This is a genomic window from Streptomyces sp. NBRC 110028 (genome assembly GCF_001417735.1).
In the GTDB taxonomy this organism is placed as follows: domain Bacteria; phylum Actinomycetota; class Actinomycetes; order Streptomycetales; family Streptomycetaceae; genus Streptomyces.
This window is the reverse complement of sequence record NZ_BBUZ01000024.1, coordinates 640,559-656,161: the sequence shown is the minus strand read 5'-3', so window position 1 is coordinate 656,161 and position 15,603 is coordinate 640,559. Positions and strand designations below refer to the sequence as shown.

Genomic DNA, 15,603 nt, shown 5'->3' with positions numbered 1-15,603 from the left:
CTCAGCGCCTGCCGGCGGTGACCGTCCGTCCATCGCGCGCGGGCCGCACCGCCCGGACGCCGACGACGTCCATACGGGCCGGGGAGCCCAGCGGCGAACCGCAGCTCTGCGGCCGTGGCGGGGCGGCGGCCACCTGCGCCACGCTCACCCGCCACACCCGGCCGTCGGTGTGCGCCACGGTCACCGACCAGGCGGGGGCGGCGCTCTCGGTCCGTACGACGGTCAGCGCGTCGGCCCCGTCCTCACCGGTCAGCTCGCGGACCGCCAGCTCGGCCGCCTGCCCGGGCCGCTCCCAGGCGGAGCGGCCGCGGCAGCCCTCGGTGACCACCCGGTTCTCACCCAGCGCCGCGAGGGTGTCCTTGACGTCCTGGGCGGTGACCCGGCCGTAGGCGTAGCCGTGCGGCAGGACGACGAGCGTCGGCGAGAAGCGGTGGCCGCCGATGTGGGTGATCTCCCAGGTGCCCTCCACCCCGGCGGCGGTCAGCTCGGCGGCCAGCGGGCGGCCGAGCAGCGCGCAGCAGCGGTCGCGCTTGCCGTTGGTGCACACCAGCACCAGGGGATCGCCGGTGTACGCCTCCCACTCCCCGGGGAAGCCATCGTCGGCGGCACCGGCCAGCCCGCCCGGGTCGCCCGCGCCCAGCGCGGCGAAGTCCAGGCCGAGCAGCTGCCCCGGGTCGGCGAGCGCGGTGGTGCGGATCCAGGAGCGGCCGGGCCGGGTGTGCGCCACGAACACCCGGTGGCGGCTGCCCGTGTGCAGATCGGCGTGGCGGCCGGGCCGCCGGATCAGCGCGACCCGTACGCCGGTGCCCTCGGCGGCGCGCTCCAGCGCGCGCCCCATGGCCGGGTCCAGACGACTGGCCGTGAGGGCGTCGGCGCCCCAGGGGCCCGGCTGTTCGACGAGCAGCCAGGTGGGGGCGGTGGCCGCCGTCCCGGCAAGCGGCTCGGACAGATCCCGGGAAGCGGTCGTGCACGTGCTCACGAAGGTAAGCCTAACCTCTGTCGATCAACTTCGCGCACGGGAGGGGGCAGGGGTCCCGGGGGAGCGGGACGGTCCGGTTCCCTCGGGGCGCATCCTGTTCCGCGGGGGCGGGGACGGCGGGAGAATGGCGCTCCGGGGGCGGAGGGGGGTTCTGATGCGCGGGCTGTGGGCGCGATGGCGCGGGCGCCGTGGGAAGCGCGGGGCGCGGCGGCTGGATCCGGGCTTGAGGGCGAGGGTACGGGCGGCGTACGCCGAGGGACGGCCGATCCCCGAGGCGCTCGCCCGGCAGGCGGCGCTCGCCGGCGACCGGGAGGGCATGACGGTCTACGGGATCGGGCTGGGCAACCGCGGCGCGTACCCGGAGGCCCTGCACTGGCTCGGCAAGGCGGTCGCCGCCGGGGACCTCACCGCGCTGGTGGTGCTCGGCACCCTGCACCTGGATCTCGGCGACCCGGCCGAGGCGGAGCGGCACTTCCGGAAGGCGGCCGACCGCGGCCACCCCGGCGCCCGGATCGCGCTCCGCCAGCTGCGGGCCCGGCGCAACGGAGCCGGGCACTGAGCGCCGGCCCCGCCGAATACACGCGCGGGGGCGCGGCCCCGGATGGGTGCCGCGCCCCTGAACGTCTCATCCCGCCATGCCTGCATCGGCCGGCCCGCCGTGCCTACACCGGCCCGGCGACCACCGCCACCGGCTTGGCGAGCGGCACTCCGGAGCCGTCCCGGCGCGGATCGGGCTCGGGCAGCGGCACCGGGGAGCCACTGGCCGACGCCGCGCGGGCCGGGGCCGCGCCCGCCCAGGCCAGCACCAGACAGTCCTCGCCCTTGAGGAACCGCTGACAGCGCACCCCGCCCGTGGCCCGCCCCTTGCGCGGGTACTGGTCGAAGGGGGTGAGCTTGGCCGTCTGCTGCGCCGAGTCGTCGAGCGTGCCGTGCGCACCGGAGACGGTGAACACCACCGCGTCGGCCGCCGGGTCGACCGCCGTGAACGAGATCACCTTCGCGTCGGAGGCGAGCTTGATGCCCGCCATGCCGCCCGCGGCACGCCCCTGTGGCCGCACCTGGCCGGCCGGATAGCGCAGCAGATGCGCGTTGTCCGCGATGAAGACCAGATCCTCCTCGCCGGTGCGCAGCTCGACCGCGCCCACGATCCGGTCGCCCTCCTTGAGGCCGATGACCTCCAGCTCGTCCTTGTGGGCCGGATAGTCCGGGACCACGCGCTTGACGACGCCCTGCTCCGTGCCGATCGCGAGCCCCGGCGAGGACTCGTCCAGGGTGGTGAGGCAGATCAGCGTCTCACCGTCCTCCAGTGACAGGAACTCGGCGATCGGCGCCCCGCCCGCCAGATTGGGGCTCGCGGCGGACTCCGGGAGCTGCGGGAGGTCGATCACCTGGAGCCGCAGCAGCCGCCCGGCCGAGGTCACCGCTCCGACTTCCGCGCGGGCCGTGGCCGGGACCGCCGAGACGATCACGTCGTGCTTGCTGCGCTTGGCCTGTCCCTCGCCCGCGAACGGCTCCCCGTTCGCCGTACGGGCCAGCAGCCCGGTGGAGGACAGCAGCACCCGGCACGGGTCGTCCGCGACCTCCAGCGGCACCGCGGTCACGGGCGAGTCGGCGGACTCCAGCAGCACCGTACGCCGCGGGGTGCCGAACTTCTTGCCCACCGTGGCCAGTTCGGCGGAGACCAGCTTGCGCAGCTCGGCGTCCGAGTCGAGGATCCGGGTCAGCTCCTCGATCTCCGCGTTGAGCTTGTCACGCTCCGACTCCAGCTCGATCCGGTCGAACTTGGTCAGCCGGCGCAGCGGAGTGTCCAGGATGTACTGCGTCTGTGCCTCGGACAGCTCGAAGCGGGCCATCAGCGCTTCCTTGGCCTGCGCCGAGTTCTCGCTGGACCGGATGAGGCGGATGACCTCGTCGATGTCGAGCAGGGCCACCAGCAGCCCCTCGACCAGGTGCAGCCGGTCGCGCCGCTTCTTGCGCCGGAACTCGCTGCGCCGCCGCACCACGTCGAAGCGGTGGTCGAGGTAGACCTCCAGCAGCTCCTTGAGCCCCAGCGTGAGCGGCTGGCCGTCCACCAGCGCCACGTTGTTGATGCCGAAGGACTCCTCCATCGGCGTGAGCTTGTAGAGCTGCTCCAGCACGGCCTCCGGGTTGAAGCCGTTCTTGATCTCGATCACCAGCCGCAGGCCGTGCGCACGGTCGGTGAGGTCCTTGACGTCCGCGATGCCCTGGAGCTTCTTCGCGCCGACCAGGTCCTTGATCTTGGAGATGACCTTCTCGGGGCCGACGGTGAAGGGCAGTTCGGTGACGACCAGGCCCTTGCGGCGGGCCGTCACGTCCTCCACGGCCACCGTGGCGCGGATCTTGAAGGTGCCGCGCCCCGTCTCGTACGCGTCCCGGACGCCGCCGAGCCCGACGATCTGCCCGCCGGTCGGCAGGTCGGGTCCCGGCACATGCCGCATCAGCGTGTCGAGGTCCGCGCCCGGGTGCTTGATCAGATGGCGGGCGGCGGCGACCACTTCGCCCAGGTTGTGCGGCGGCATGTTGGTCGCCATGCCGACCGCGATCCCGGACGTGCCGTTGACCAGGAGGTTCGGATAGGCGGCGGGGAGGGTGACGGGCTCCTGCTCGCTGCCGTCGTAGTTCGGCGAGAAGTCGACCGTGTCCTCGTCGATGGACTCGGTCATCAGCGAGGTCGCCGAGGCCATCCGGCACTCGGTGTACCGCATCGCGGCGGGCGGGTCGTCATTGCCCAGCGAGCCGAAGTTGCCGTGGCCGTCGACCATCGGCAGGCGCATCGAGAACGGCTGCGCCATGCGCACCAGCGCGTCGTAGATCGACGCGTCGCCGTGCGGGTGGAGCTTACCCATCACCTCGCCGACGACGCGGGCGCACTTCACGAAGCCGCGCTCGGGGCGCAGCCCCATCTCGTTCATCTGATAGAGGATGCGGCGGTGCACGGGCTTGAGCCCGTCGCGGGCGTCGGGCAGCGCGCGCGAATAGATGACCGAGTAGGCGTACTCGAGGTAGGAGCCCTGCATCTCGTCGACGACGTCGATGTCGAGGATGCGCTCCTCGAAGTCGTCCGGCGGCGGACTCTTCGTGCTGCGGCGGGCCATCGCGCTTGCGGCTCCTTCAACGGCAGAGCGGGATCTGACGCGGACCATTGTGGCCCCGTCCACCGACAACTGTGGAACGGGCCGTCCCGAAGCGACCTCGTGAGCGGCCCCGCGCGGTCCCTCCGCGACCCGTACCGCCGCCCCGCGAGCAGCATGGGCGCGACCTTGGCCCGACCTTTGTGTGACGGGAACTTCGCCAGATGTCCGTGCGGTTGCATACAGTGACAGAAGCGCTCATCACACGGTTCGCACGCGCTCCATCACGCGATCGAAGGGACGTACATGCCCATGGGTCACACGGCCACGCAACAGGCCGGCTCCGGCGGCCTGAAAGCGACCGAGCACCGTCTGGCCAACGGCCTGCGGGTGGTGCTCTCCGAGGATCACCTGACCCCGGTCGCCGCGCTCTGCCTCTGGTACGACGTCGGCTCACGCCATGAAGTCAAGGGGCGTACCGGCCTCGCCCACCTCTTCGAGCACCTGATGTTCCAGGGCTCGGCCCAGGTGACGGGGAACGGCCACTTCGAGCTGGTCCAGGGGGCCGGCGGCTCGCTCAACGGCACGACCAGCTTCGAGCGCACCAACTACTTCGAGACGATGCCCGCCCACCAGATCGAGCTGGCGCTGTGGCTGGAGGCGGACCGGATGGGGTCCCTCCTGACCGCGCTGGACGAGGAGAGCCTGGAGAACCAGCGGGACGTCGTCAAGAACGAGCGCCGCCAGCGGTACGACAACGTGCCGTACGGCACGGCCTTCGAGAAGCTCGTCGCCATGGCCTACCCCGAGGGCCACCCGTACCACCACACCCCGATCGGCTCGATGGCCGACCTGGACGCCGCCTCCCTGGACGACGCCCGGGAGTTCTTCCGCACGTACTACGCGCCGAACAACGCGGTGCTGTCCGTCGTCGGCGACATCGACCCCGAGCAGACGCTCGCCTGGATCGAGAAGTACTTCGGCACCATCCCCTCCCACGAGGGCAAGCGGCCGCCCCGCGACGGCACGCTTCCCGACGTCATCGGCGGGCAGCTGCGCGAGGTCGTGGAGGAGGAGGTCCCGGCCCGCGCCCTGATGGCCGCCTACCGGCTGCCGCACGACGGCACCCGGGAGGCCGACGCCGCCGACCTGGCGCTGACCGTCCTCGGCGGCGGCGAGTCCTCCCGGCTGCACAACCGCCTGGTGCGCCGCGACCGCACGGCCGTCGCCGCCGGGTTCGGGCTGCTGCGGCTGGCCGGCGCGCCGTCGCTGGGCTGGCTGGATGTGAAGACCTCCGGCGGGGTCGAGGTGCCCGGCATCGAGGCCGCCGTCGACGAGGAGCTGGCCCGCTTCGCCGAGGAGGGCCCGACACCGCAGGAGATGGAGCGCGCCCAGGCGCAGATCGAGCGCGAGTGGCTGGACCGGCTGGCGACCGTCGGCGGCCGCGCCGACGAGCTGTGCCGGTTCGCCGTGCTGTTCGGCGACCCGCAGCTGGCCCTGACCGCCGTGCAGCGGGTGCTGGACATCACCGCCGAGGAGGTGCGGGCCGTGGCCGCGGCGCGGCTGCGCCCCGACAACCGCGCCGTGCTGGTCTACGAGCCCGTCCAGGGCGCCGAGGACGAGGACACCGACGCCGCAGAAGCCGCCGACACCGACGCAGAAGGGGAGGCGGCCCAGTGAGCGACGCCGTCACCGCCACCATGACCTTCCACCCGCAGCCGCAGGGCGGCGCCCCCAGGCCGTGGGCGTTCCCGGCGCCGGAGCGCGGTGAGTTGTCCAACGGGCTCACCGTGCTGCGCTGCCACCGCCCCGGCCAGCAGGTCGTCGCGGTGGAGGTCAACCTGGACGCCCCGCTGGACACCGAGCCGGCCGGTCTGGAGGGCGTCGCCACGATCATGGCGCGCGCCCTGTCCGAGGGCACCGACAAGCACACCGCCGAGGAGTTCGCCGCCGAGCTGGAGCGCTGCGGCGCCACTCTGGACGCCCACGCGGACCACCCCGGCGTCCGGGTCTCCCTGGAGGTGCCGGTCTCCCGGCTGCCCAAGGCGCTCGGCCTGCTCGCCGACGCCCTGCGCGCCCCCGCCTTCCCCGACGGGGAGGTCGAGCGGCTGGTGCGCAACCGGCTGGACGAGATCCCGCACGAGCTGGCCAACCCGGCCCGCCGCGCCTCCATGGCCCTGGCCAAGGAGCTGTTCCCGGCCGAGTCGCGGATGTCCCGGCCGCGCCAGGGCACCGAGGAGACCATCGAGGGCATCGACGCCGCGGCGGTGCGGGCCTTCTACGAGGCGCACATCCGGCCGTCCACCGCGACCGCGGTCATCGTCGGCGACCTGGCCGGGGTCGACCTGGACCGGGCGCTCACCGACACCCTGGGCGCCTGGACCGGCGGCCCCGCCCCGCAGCGGTCGGTCCCGCCGGTCATCGCCGACGACACCGGCCGTGTGGTGATCGTCGACCGGCCCGGCGCCGTCCAGACCCAGCTGCTCATCGGGCGCGTCGGCGCCGACCGGCACGACCGCGTCTGGCCCGCGCAGGTGCTGGGCACCTACTGCCTGGGCGGCACCCTCACCTCCCGTCTGGACCGGGTGCTGCGCGAGGAGAAGGGCTACACCTACGGGGTGCGCGCCTTCGGCCAGGTGCTGCGCTCGACGCCGCCCTCGCCGGCCGGCGGCGGCTCGGCGGGCGCCTCGCTCCTGGCGATCAGCGGTTCGGTGGCCACCGAGGTCACCGGCCCGGCGCTGGAGGACCTGTGGACGGTGCTGCGGACGCTGAAGGAGGAGGGGCTGACGGACGCCGAGCGCGATGTCGCCGTGCAGAACCTCGTCGGCGTCGCGCCGCTCAAGTACGAGACGGCGGCCGCTGTCGCGGGCACGCTCGCCGACCAGGTCGAGCAGCACCTGCCGGACGACTTCCAGGCGCAGCTGTACGCCCGGCTCGCCGAGGCGGGGACCGTGGAGGCGACCGCGGCGGTCGTGAGCGCCTTCCCGGCCGACCGGCTGGTGACGGTGCTCGTGGGCGACGCCTCGAAGATCGAGGAGCCGGTCAAGGCGCTCGGCATCGGAGAGGTGCGCGTCATCACCGGCTGAACCCCGGCCCGGCCGGCCCGATATGTCCCCGGGCCCGGCGCAACGCACCATCGGCACAAGGACCCTGGCGTCGCACAAGACGCCGGGGTCCTCCCATATGCCCGATTCGCGGGGTGTTTGGTTTGTGGCGAGAACAACAAAAACCCGTAACCGTTTGGTGATCGAAACGCGGCCCGTTTAGCGTCAGTGCGGCTGTTCGCCGGATATCCGCCGCACCCGCGGCACGGACAGCCATCGCCGAGTCCCATGGTGCGAGTGCCAGGGGAGCCGGGGACCCAAACGTCCCTGGGGTGAATCGGACGCCTTCCCCGGCCGGGGGAGGGGCCCGTAGGAGACCTTCCTGCTCCGAACCCGTCAGCTAACCCGGTAGGCGAGAGGGAAGGAAAGGAGTGCGCCACCACATGGCGTTCACCCGTGCCGCTGGGAAGCATCGACGTCCCCGCCAAGCCGCCGTCCGCACCGGCGCCAACATCGCGGGCATCACCACGGTCGCCTCGGGCGTCGTCGCCGGTATCGCCGGCCCCGCCCTCGCCGCGACCGGCGAGACGCCGTCCCCCCAGGACACCGGTCTCCGTCAGGCGATGGTGATGGGCGACGGTCTCTCCGACCAGATCGACGCGCAGGCCCAGTCCCAGCGGGACGCCGCCGAGACCGCCGCCGCCAAGGCGAAGGCCGAGGCCGTGGCCCGCCAGGAAGCCGCGCGGAAGGCCGAGGCCGCCGCGAAGAAGGCCAAGGCGGAGCGCGAGGCCAAGGAGCGCGCCGCGCGTGAGGAAGAGCGCAAGCGCCTCAACACGTTCGTGTCGCCCATCAGCGGCTCCTACGTCTCCACCGGCTACGAGGCGTCCAGCGGCCTGTGGTCCTCCGGGAGCCATACCGGGATCGACTTCCACGCCTCCACCGGCACCTCGGTGCACTCGGTGGGCTCCGGTGAGATCGTCGAGGCGGGCTGGGGCGGCTCGTACGGCAACAACGTCGTCATCAAGATGAACGACGGCACCTACACCCAGTACGGCCACCTCTCGTCGATCGGCGTCTCGGTCGGCCAGAAGGTCACCCCCGGCCAGCAGATCGGCCTGTCCGGCGCCACAGGCAACGTCACCGGCCCGCACCTGCACTTCGAGGCCCGCACCACCGCGGAGTACGGCTCGGACATGGACCCGCTGTCGTACCTGCGCTCGCACGGCGTCAATCTCTGACGCACCGCCGCCCTGTCGAAAGGCCCCGTCCGCCCCGGACGGGGCCTTCGGCATGCCGTCGCCGCCGTGACCGCTGCCGTGACCGCCGCCTTGACAGTCGCCGTGACCAAAAAATATCCCCGAATTGACTTCGCCCATCGGAAATCCCGGCGGCTTCGAATAGAGTCGCTGAATGCGCGTCAATGAGATGCGTTTCGCGGTGGTTGAGGCGGAGGTTCGACAATGCGGGACCGGAAGTGAACGGGGATACGGCCGCCGTCCAGGGCGGTCGCCGGATTTCGGCACACGCGGTATGCGCGGCGATCCGTGACGACATCATCTCCGGTACCTATCCGCCCGGCGGCCGGCTGGCCGAGGAGCTGCTCGCCCGGCGCTACGGGGTCTCCCGGGTGCCCGTCCGCGAGGCGCTGCGCACCCTGGAGTCCGAGGGCTTCGTCACCACCCGGCGGCATGCGGGCGCGTGCGTCGCGCAGCCGTCCGAGAAGGAGGCGGCCGACCTCCTGGACATCCGGGACCTGCTGGAGCCGCTGGGCGCCGCCAGGGCCGCCCAGCGCCGCACCGAGGGGCATGTGAAGGTGCTGCGCGGTCTGGTGCGGCTCGGTCAGGAGCGGGCGCGGCACGGCCGGCTGGGCGAGTTGCGCGCGCTGGGCGACTGGTTCCACGAGACGCTCGCCCAGGCGTCCGGCAGTCCGAGCCTGGCGGGTCTGCTGGTGCAGCTGCGGCGCAAGACGGCGTGGGTGTACGCGGTGGATCCGGCCCGTGCGCAGGCCGGGCCGGGGGTGGCCGGGTCCGTCGACCTCTCGGTGCGCGCCGTGGAGTCCTGGGCCGAGCACGGGGCGATCGTGGACGCGGTCGCGCGCGGCGACGCCGACCGGGCGCGGGCGCTGGCCGCCGCGCACACCGAGCGCTCGCTGTCCGAATACCGAATGCGAAAGGAATCCCCGGTGAGAACTTCGAAACATTCCGTAAACACAGCGAGCGGCCGGAATTAACAGCCGCCCGGTACACGGCTGACCAGAATTCCAGGTGCGGAAAAAGAGCGGGCCGCGGTGATCCGTAATGGTTCACCGCGGCCCCGCCGCGCCGAAATGCGATTCGGGCGGAATCAGACGGTCTCCGGAAGCTCCTCGAGCCCCTCGGCCACCAGCTTCGCCAGACGGTCGAGCGCGGCCTCCACGTCCTCGGCCTCGGAGGCGAGCACGACCTCGTCGCCACCCTGAGCGCCCAGGCCGAGCACGGCGAGCATGGAAGCGGCGTTGACCGGGGCGCCGCCCGCCTTGGTGATCGTGATGGGGACGCCGGCGGCGGTCGCCGCACGGACGAAGATCGACGCCGGGCGGGCGTGCAGGCCCTCGGCCCAGCCGATGTTGACGCGGCGCTCAGCCATGGTGATGCCCTTCAGATCTGCGGGTGGTGTTGTCTAGACCAGATCATACGGTGTCCGGTCTCGCCCGGGTCGGGTCCGAGTGGGTCCGGTCATGTCCGAACAGGTCCGATACGGACTTTCCCTCGACACCCCCCGTTAACGCAAGGGTGTCCGCCATGCGGACCTCTCCGTCCCGCACCCGAGCCCGTACCCTGTCCCCATGCCGAGCCCGTCGGATCATCACGCGTATCCCACCCACTGGGAGGCCGATGTGGTGCTCAGGGACGGCGGCACCGCGCAGATCCGCCCCATCACCCCCGATGACGCGCAGCGCCTGGTCAGCTTCTACGAACACGTCTCGGACGAGTCGAAGTACTACCGCTTCTTCGCGCCCTACCCCCGGCTCTCCGACCGCGACGTCCACCGCTTCACCCACCACGACTACGTCGACCGGGTCGGCCTCGCGGCGACCGTCGGGGGCGAGTTCATCGCCACCGTCCGCTACGACCGCATCGACGAGAACGGCCTGCCCGCCCACCTCTCCCCGGCGTCCCCGGCGGGCGCCCCCGCCGACGAGGCCGAGGTCGCCTTCCTGGTCCAGGACGCCCACCAGAGCCGCGGCGTGGCCTCCGCGCTCCTCGAACACATCGGCGCCGTCGCCCGCGAGCGCGGCATCCGGCGCTTCGCCGCCGAAGTGCTGCCCGCCAACACCAAGATGATCAAGGTGTTCACGGACGCGGGCTACACCCAGAAGCGCAGCTTCGACGACGGCGTCGTCCGCCTCGAATTCGACCTCGAACCCACCGAGGCCTCCCTGGCCGTCATGCGCGCGCGTGAACAGCGCGCCGAGGCCCGCTCCGTGCAGCGGCTGCTCACCCCCGGCTCCGTCGCCGTCATCGGAACCGGCCGGGCCCCCGGCGGCGTCGGCCGCACCGTACTGCGCAACCTCCTCGACGGCGGCTTCACCGGCCGGGTCCACGCCGTCAACCACGCCTTCCCCGAGGACTGGACGCGCCTGGAGCCCGACGGCGTCCCGGCCCACCGCTCCCTGCGCGAGGTCGACGGACCGGTCGACCTGGCCGTCGTCGCCGTCCCCGCCGCGCAGGTGCCCGCCGTCGTCGCCGACTGCGGCGAACACGGCGTCCAGGGGCTCGTCGTCCTCTCCGCCGGGTACGCCGAAAGCGGTCCCGAGGGCCGCGTCCGCCAGCGCGACCTGGTCCGCCAGGCCCGCACCTACGGCATGCGGATCATCGGCCCCAACGCCTTCGGCATCATCAACACCGCCGAGGGCGTGCGGCTCAACGCCTCCCTCTCGCCCCGGCTGCCCCTCCCCGGACGCATCGGGCTGTTCACCCAGTCCGGCGCGATCGGCATCGCCCTGCTGTCCGGACTGCACCGGCGCGGCGCCGGATCCACCCGGCCCACCGGCCCCGAGGACACGGCGGGGCTCGCGGATCCCGCGGATCCCGCGGATCCCGCGGATCCCGCGGATCCCGCGGGCCTGGCAGGTCTGTCAGGTCTGACAGGTCTGACAGGTCTGTCAGGTCTGTCTACGTTTGTCTCCACCGGGAACCGCGCCGACGTCTCCGGCAACGACCTCCTCCAGTACTGGTACGAGGACCCGCAGACCGATGTGGCCCTCATGTACCTCGAATCCATCGGCAACCCGCGCAAGTTCACCCGGCTCGCCCGGCGCACCGCCGCCGTCAAGCCCGTCGTGGTCGTCAAGGGCGCCCGGCACAGCGGCAGCGCCCCCACCGGCCATGCCGTCCCCACCACCCGCATCCCCGACGCCACCGTCTCCGACCTGCTGCGACAGGCGGGCGTCCTGCGCGTGGACACCGTCACCCAGCTCACCGACGCCGGGGTCCTGCTCGCCTCCCAGCCGCTCCCGGACGGGCCGCGCGTCGCCATCCTCGGCAACTCCGAATCCCTCGGCCTGCTCACCTACGACGCCTGCCTCACCGAAGGGCTGCGCCCGCTGCCGCCCCGCGACCTGACGACGGCAGCCGCCCCCGAGGACTTCCACCGCGCCCTGACCAGGGCGCTCGACGACGACGCGTGCGACGCCGTCGTCGTCACCGCCATCCCCTGGGTCGGCGACGCCCACGCCGCGGACCTGGCCGCGGCCATCCGCACGGCCGCGACCGGGGCGCCCGGGCGCGGCGCGGCCAAGCCGGTCGCGGTGGTCCACCTGGAGATCCCCGGCCTCGCCGAGGCCCTCGCGGGCGCCGGCGACCCGGCCTCGGCGCCCGGCGCCGCGCCACCGGCCGGGACCCGCCGGATCCCGGCCTATCCGGCCGCCGAGCGCGTGGTGCGGGCGCTCGCCGAGGCCGTACGGTACGCGCGCTGGCGGCGGGAGTCCGCGGAACCCGGCCGGGTGCCGGAGTACGACGACATCGACGAGGCCGGGGCCGCCGCCGACATCGAGGTGCTGCTGGCCCCGCCCGGGGGAGCCCCGAACCAGGACATCCCGCCGCCCGACGCCCCCGGGCCGGACGGGCCCGGCATCGAGCTGTCCGCCGCCGACACCCAGCGCCTGCTGGCCCGCTACGGCGTCAGCGTGCTGCCCGCGCTGCCCGCGCCCGACCCCGACAGCGCCGTACGGGCCGCCGGGCGCCTCGGCTACCCGGTGGCGCTGAAGGCCACCGCCCCGCAACTGCGCCACCGCACCGACCTGGGCGGGGTGCGGCTGGCCCTCGGCGGCGAGACGGAACTGCGCCGCGCGTACGCCGAACTGACCGCCCATCTCGGCCCCGCCGAGGAACTGGGCCTGGTCGTGCAGCGGATGGCGCCGCGCGGTGTCGACACCGTCGTACGGGCCGCGATAGACCCCGGCGCCGGAGCCGTGCTCTCCTTCGGGCTCGCCGGCGCCCCGTCCGAACTGCTGGGCGACACCGCCCACCGGCTCGTCCCCGCCACCGACCGAGACGCGGCCGAGCTGATCCGGTCCATCCGGACCGCGCCACTCCTCTTCGGCTGGCGGGGTTCCAAGCCGGTGGACACCGCGGCTCTCGAAGAGCTGCTGCTGAGGGTGTCGCGCCTGGTGGACGACCACCCCGAGGTGGTCGCCGTCGACCTGGAGCCGGTGGTCGTCGCCCAGCGCGGCCTCTCCGTGCTCGGCGCGTCCGCACGGCTGGCGCCGCCGCCGGTGCGCACCGACCTCGGCCCCCGCCATCTGCCCGCCTACTGACGGCCCGGGGCCGGGACGGGCATGGGAGCCGGTGTCGGCGCCGCCCCGTAGGATGGTGTCCATGGCTAAGACCGGTACGACGACCCAGGGGCTGCGCGCGGCGATCGAGCGCAGCGGCTATTACCCGGCACTCGTGGCCGAGGCGGTGGAGGCCGCCGTGGGCGGCGAGCCGATCGTGTCGTACCTGGTCCATCAGGAGACCACGTTCGACGCCAACGAGGTCCGCCGCCATGTCACGGTCCTCGTCCTCACCGGCAACCGCTTCATCGTCAGCCACACCGACGAGCAGGCCGCCGACGGCACCTCCCCCTCGCCGTACGCGACCACCTCCACCGAGTCCGTGAAGCTCCAGCGGATCTCGTCGGTCGTGCTCAGCCGGGTCGTCGCCAACCCCGAGTCGTACACCCCGGGCACGCTGCCCCGCGAGGTCGTGCTGACCATCGGCTGGGGCGCCGTCAACCGCCTCGACCTGGAGCCCGCCGCCTGCGGCGACCCCAACTGCGAGGCCGACCACGGCTACACCGGCTCGTCCACCGCCGATGACCTGAGCCTGCGGGTCAGCGAGGCGGGCGACGGCCCCGACACCGTCCGCCAGACCCTCGCCTTCGCCCAGGCGCTCTCCGAGGCCACCGCGGCCACCCCGGACGCCGGCCGCTGATGCCCGGCTCCGCCCCCGGCCCCACCACCGCCGCCGACTCCGCCTGGCCCGAGCCGGTCCCGCTCGACCCCCGCACCGCCCCGGTGCCGCGCTACGGCACCGGTTCGCTCGCCGATCTGCTGCCCGCGATCGCCGCCGGGCAGGAGGTCCCCGGGCTGACGTCCGGGCTCGCGCTCGCCCCGGCCGACCGGGTGTGCGTCTTCCTCGTCGACGGCCTGGGCTGGGAGCTGCTGCGCGCCCACCCCGCTGAGGCGCCCTTTCTGACCTCGCTGCTGTCCAGCTCGCTCGGCGGCACCGGTGCCCCGCTCACCGCGGGCTTCCCGTCCACCACCGCGACCTCGCTCGCCTCCGTGGGCACGGGCCTGCCGCCCGGCGCCCACGGACTGCCGGGCTATACGGTGGCCGACCCCGCCACCGGCCAGTTGATGAACCAGCTGCGCTGGCAGCCCTGGACGGATCCGCACGCCTGGCAGCCGTATCCCACGGTCTTCCAGCTGGCCGACGCCGCGGGCGTGCACACCTGCCAGGTCTCCGCGCCGACCTTCGCGGAGACCCCGCTCACCAAGATCGCGCTGAGCGGCGGCACCTTCCACGGCCGGCTCTCCGGCGAGGAGCGGATGGACCTCGCGGCCGAGCAGCTGGGCGCAGCGGACCGCTCGCTCGTCTACACGTACTACAGCGAAGTGGATGGCAAGGGTCATCGTTTCGGCGTCGACTCCGATGAGTGGCGCGCCCAGCTTCGCTACGTCGACGGGCTGGCCCAGCGGCTCGCCGAGCAGCTCCCGCCCCGCGCCGCGCTCTACGTCACCGCCGACCACGGCATGATCGACATCCCCTTCGACCCGGAGTCGCGGCTCGACTTCGACACCGACTGGGAGCTGCGGGCGGGCGTCGCGCTGCTGGGCGGCGAGGGTCGCGCCCGCCATCTGTACGCGGTGCCCGGCGCGGCCGGTGATGTGCTCGCCGTATGGCGCGAGGTGGTGGGGGAGCGGATGTGGGTGGCCAGCCGCGACGAGGCCATCGAGGCGGGCTGGTTCGGGCGGCCCGGCGGCACCGGCGGCGTGGACGAGCGGGTCTACCGGCGCATCGGCGACATCGTGGCCGCCGCCCGGGACGATGTCGCGATCGTCGCCTCGGAGACCGAGCCGAAGGAGTCCGCGATGGTCGGGCTGCACGGTTCGATGACCCCGGTGGAGCAGCTGGTTCCGCTGCTCGAAGTACGCTCCTGAGCGACCGCGCTCCCGCGTGCCGCAGCCCGCACCGCCACCCGTCCCATACGAAAGGCCCCACCACCCCCATGCCCGAGCTGGTGTTCTTCTCCGGAACCATGGACTGCGGAAAGAGCACCCTGGCTCTGCAGATCGAGCACAACCGCTCGGCCCGCGGGCTTCAGGGGATGATCTACACCCGGGACGACCGGGCGGGCCACGGCAAGCTCTCCTCGCGGCTCGGGCTGGTCACCGAGGCCGTCGAGGCCGTGGCGGACCTGGACTTCTACGCCCATGTGGTCGGCGTGCTGACGGCCGGGGGCCGCGCCGACTACGTCATCGTGGACGAGGCGCAGTTCCTCACCCCGCGGCAGATAGACCAACTCGCCCGGGTCGTCGACGACCTGGACCTGGACGTCTTCGCCTTCGGCATCACCACCGACTTCCGCAGCAAGCTCTTCCCCGGCTCCCAGCGTCTGGTCGAACTCGCGGACCGCGTGGAGGTGCTGCAGGTCGAGGCGTTGTGCTGGTGCGGCGCCCGGGCGACGCACAACGCCCGTACGGTCGGCGGCGAGATGGTTGTCGAGGGTGCCCAGGTCGTCGTGGGCGACGTCAACGGACCGGAGAGCGAGGTGGGTTACGAGGTGCTGTGCCGCCGCCACCACCGGCGCCGGATGACGGCCGCCGCCGCTCGGGCCGCCAGTCTGTCCCCCGATGTGCTGCCGGTCGACACGCCCGCCGGTCCGCCGGACAGGACCTAGTGCCGCGTCAGTCAAGGTTTGCCCCGCTCGCCGCCCTGGCACGGCCATCTGCGGCGTTGCCGAA

12 protein-coding genes and 1 riboswitch are annotated in these 15,603 nt (G+C 73.2%); of the genes, 9 read left to right on the top strand and 3 right to left on the bottom strand.

Annotated elements, in window-relative coordinates; all coding sequences use genetic code 11:
- Position 1: 1 nt before the first annotated feature.
- Positions 2–979 (bottom strand): sucrase ferredoxin, encoded by a 978-nt coding sequence (locus ASC60_RS12115; protein ID WP_055549802.1) that lies wholly within the window; start codon positions 977–979, stop codon positions 2–4.
- Between the two features lie 223 nt (positions 980–1,202).
- Between ASC60_RS12115 and ASC60_RS12110 the strand changes: the two genes are divergently transcribed.
- The gene (locus ASC60_RS12110; protein WP_234356903.1) at positions 1,203–1,538 is read left to right on the top strand and encodes a tetratricopeptide repeat protein; all 336 of its coding nucleotides are present in this window, start codon (positions 1,203–1,205) and stop codon (positions 1,536–1,538) included.
- A gap of 103 nt (positions 1,539–1,641) precedes the next feature.
- Here ASC60_RS12110 and ASC60_RS12105 read toward each other — a convergent pair whose 3' ends face one another.
- A complete protein-coding gene (locus ASC60_RS12105) occupies positions 1,642–4,095 on the bottom strand; it encodes a DNA topoisomerase (ATP-hydrolyzing) subunit A (protein WP_055549798.1) in 2,454 nt (817 codons plus the stop codon).
- 282 nt (positions 4,096–4,377) lie between these two features.
- Between ASC60_RS12105 and ASC60_RS12100 the strand changes: the two genes are divergently transcribed.
- From ASC60_RS12100 to ASC60_RS12085, 4 genes are all read left to right on the top strand, one after another.
- Positions 4,378–5,751, top strand: a complete 1,374-nt coding sequence (locus ASC60_RS12100) for a pitrilysin family protein (RefSeq protein ID WP_079038335.1) — start codon at positions 4,378–4,380, stop codon at positions 5,749–5,751.
- A gap of 20 nt (positions 5,752–5,771) precedes the next feature.
- Positions 5,772–7,157 carry a pitrilysin family protein gene (locus ASC60_RS12095; RefSeq protein WP_107097059.1) on the top strand — a complete coding sequence of 462 codons (1,386 nt, stop codon included), beginning with the start codon at positions 5,772–5,774 and terminating at the stop codon, positions 7,155–7,157.
- Positions 7,158–7,382: 225 nt separating this feature from the next.
- Positions 7,383–7,545: riboswitch (cyclic di-AMP (ydaO/yuaA leader) on the top strand.
- A gap of 13 nt (positions 7,546–7,558) precedes the next feature.
- Positions 7,559–8,353, top strand: coding sequence for a M23 family metallopeptidase (locus ASC60_RS12090; protein WP_055549793.1), 795 nt, complete (start codon positions 7,559–7,561; stop codon positions 8,351–8,353).
- A gap of 236 nt (positions 8,354–8,589) precedes the next feature.
- On the top strand, positions 8,590–9,345 hold the full coding sequence (locus ASC60_RS12085) for a GntR family transcriptional regulator (RefSeq protein WP_055549791.1): 756 nt from the start codon (positions 8,590–8,592) through the stop codon (positions 9,343–9,345).
- Between the two features lie 113 nt (positions 9,346–9,458).
- Here ASC60_RS12085 and ASC60_RS12080 read toward each other — a convergent pair whose 3' ends face one another.
- Entirely contained in the window at positions 9,459–9,740 is a 282-nt protein-coding gene (locus ASC60_RS12080) for an HPr family phosphocarrier protein (protein WP_055549789.1), read from the bottom strand.
- Positions 9,741–9,939: 199 nt separating this feature from the next.
- Here ASC60_RS12080 and ASC60_RS42780 point away from each other — a divergent pair, with 199 nt between their 5' ends.
- The 4 genes from ASC60_RS42780 (at position 9,940) to ASC60_RS12060 (ending at position 15,539) form a co-directional block, all read left to right on the top strand.
- Positions 9,940–12,912: a bifunctional GNAT family N-acetyltransferase/acetate--CoA ligase family protein gene (locus tag ASC60_RS42780; protein ID WP_055549787.1), complete on the top strand. Its 2,973-nt coding sequence runs from the start codon at positions 9,940–9,942 to the stop codon at positions 12,910–12,912.
- Positions 12,913–12,973: 61 nt separating this feature from the next.
- A complete protein-coding gene (locus ASC60_RS12070) occupies positions 12,974–13,570 on the top strand; it encodes a DUF5998 family protein (protein WP_055549785.1) in 597 nt (198 codons plus the stop codon).
- Positions 13,570–14,799 (top strand): alkaline phosphatase family protein, encoded by a 1,230-nt coding sequence (locus tag ASC60_RS12065; protein WP_055549784.1) that lies wholly within the window; start codon positions 13,570–13,572, stop codon positions 14,797–14,799. The genes ASC60_RS12070 and ASC60_RS12065 overlap by 1 nt, the downstream gene beginning before the upstream one ends.
- Positions 14,800–14,867: 68 nt before the next feature.
- Complete coding sequence (locus tag ASC60_RS12060; RefSeq protein WP_055549782.1) at positions 14,868–15,539, top strand: thymidine kinase; 672 nt, start codon at positions 14,868–14,870, stop codon at positions 15,537–15,539.
- Positions 15,540–15,603: the final 64 nt, after the last annotated feature.

Excerpts from the sequence above, each read along its gene's own strand:
- ASC60_RS12105 (WP_055549798.1), bottom strand. The coding sequence starts at position 4,095 with ATGGCCCGCCGCAGCACGAAGAGTCCGCCGCCGGACGACTTCGAGGAG.
- ASC60_RS12100 (WP_079038335.1), top strand. The coding sequence starts at position 4,378 with ATGCCCATGGGTCACACGGCCACGCAACAGGCCGGCTCCGGCGGCCTG.
- ASC60_RS12095 (WP_107097059.1), top strand. The coding sequence starts at position 5,772 with ATGACCTTCCACCCGCAGCCGCAGGGCGGCGCCCCCAGGCCGTGGGCG.
- ASC60_RS12090 (WP_055549793.1), top strand. The coding sequence starts at position 7,559 with ATGGCGTTCACCCGTGCCGCTGGGAAGCATCGACGTCCCCGCCAAGCC.
- ASC60_RS12080 (WP_055549789.1), bottom strand. The coding sequence starts at position 9,740 with ATGGCTGAGCGCCGCGTCAACATCGGCTGGGCCGAGGGCCTGCACGCC.
- ASC60_RS42780 (WP_055549787.1), top strand. The coding sequence starts at position 9,940 with ATGCCGAGCCCGTCGGATCATCACGCGTATCCCACCCACTGGGAGGCC.
- ASC60_RS12070 (WP_055549785.1), top strand. The coding sequence starts at position 12,974 with ATGGCTAAGACCGGTACGACGACCCAGGGGCTGCGCGCGGCGATCGAG.
- ASC60_RS12065 (WP_055549784.1), top strand. The coding sequence starts at position 13,570 with ATGCCCGGCTCCGCCCCCGGCCCCACCACCGCCGCCGACTCCGCCTGG.
- ASC60_RS12060 (WP_055549782.1), top strand. The coding sequence starts at position 14,868 with ATGCCCGAGCTGGTGTTCTTCTCCGGAACCATGGACTGCGGAAAGAGC.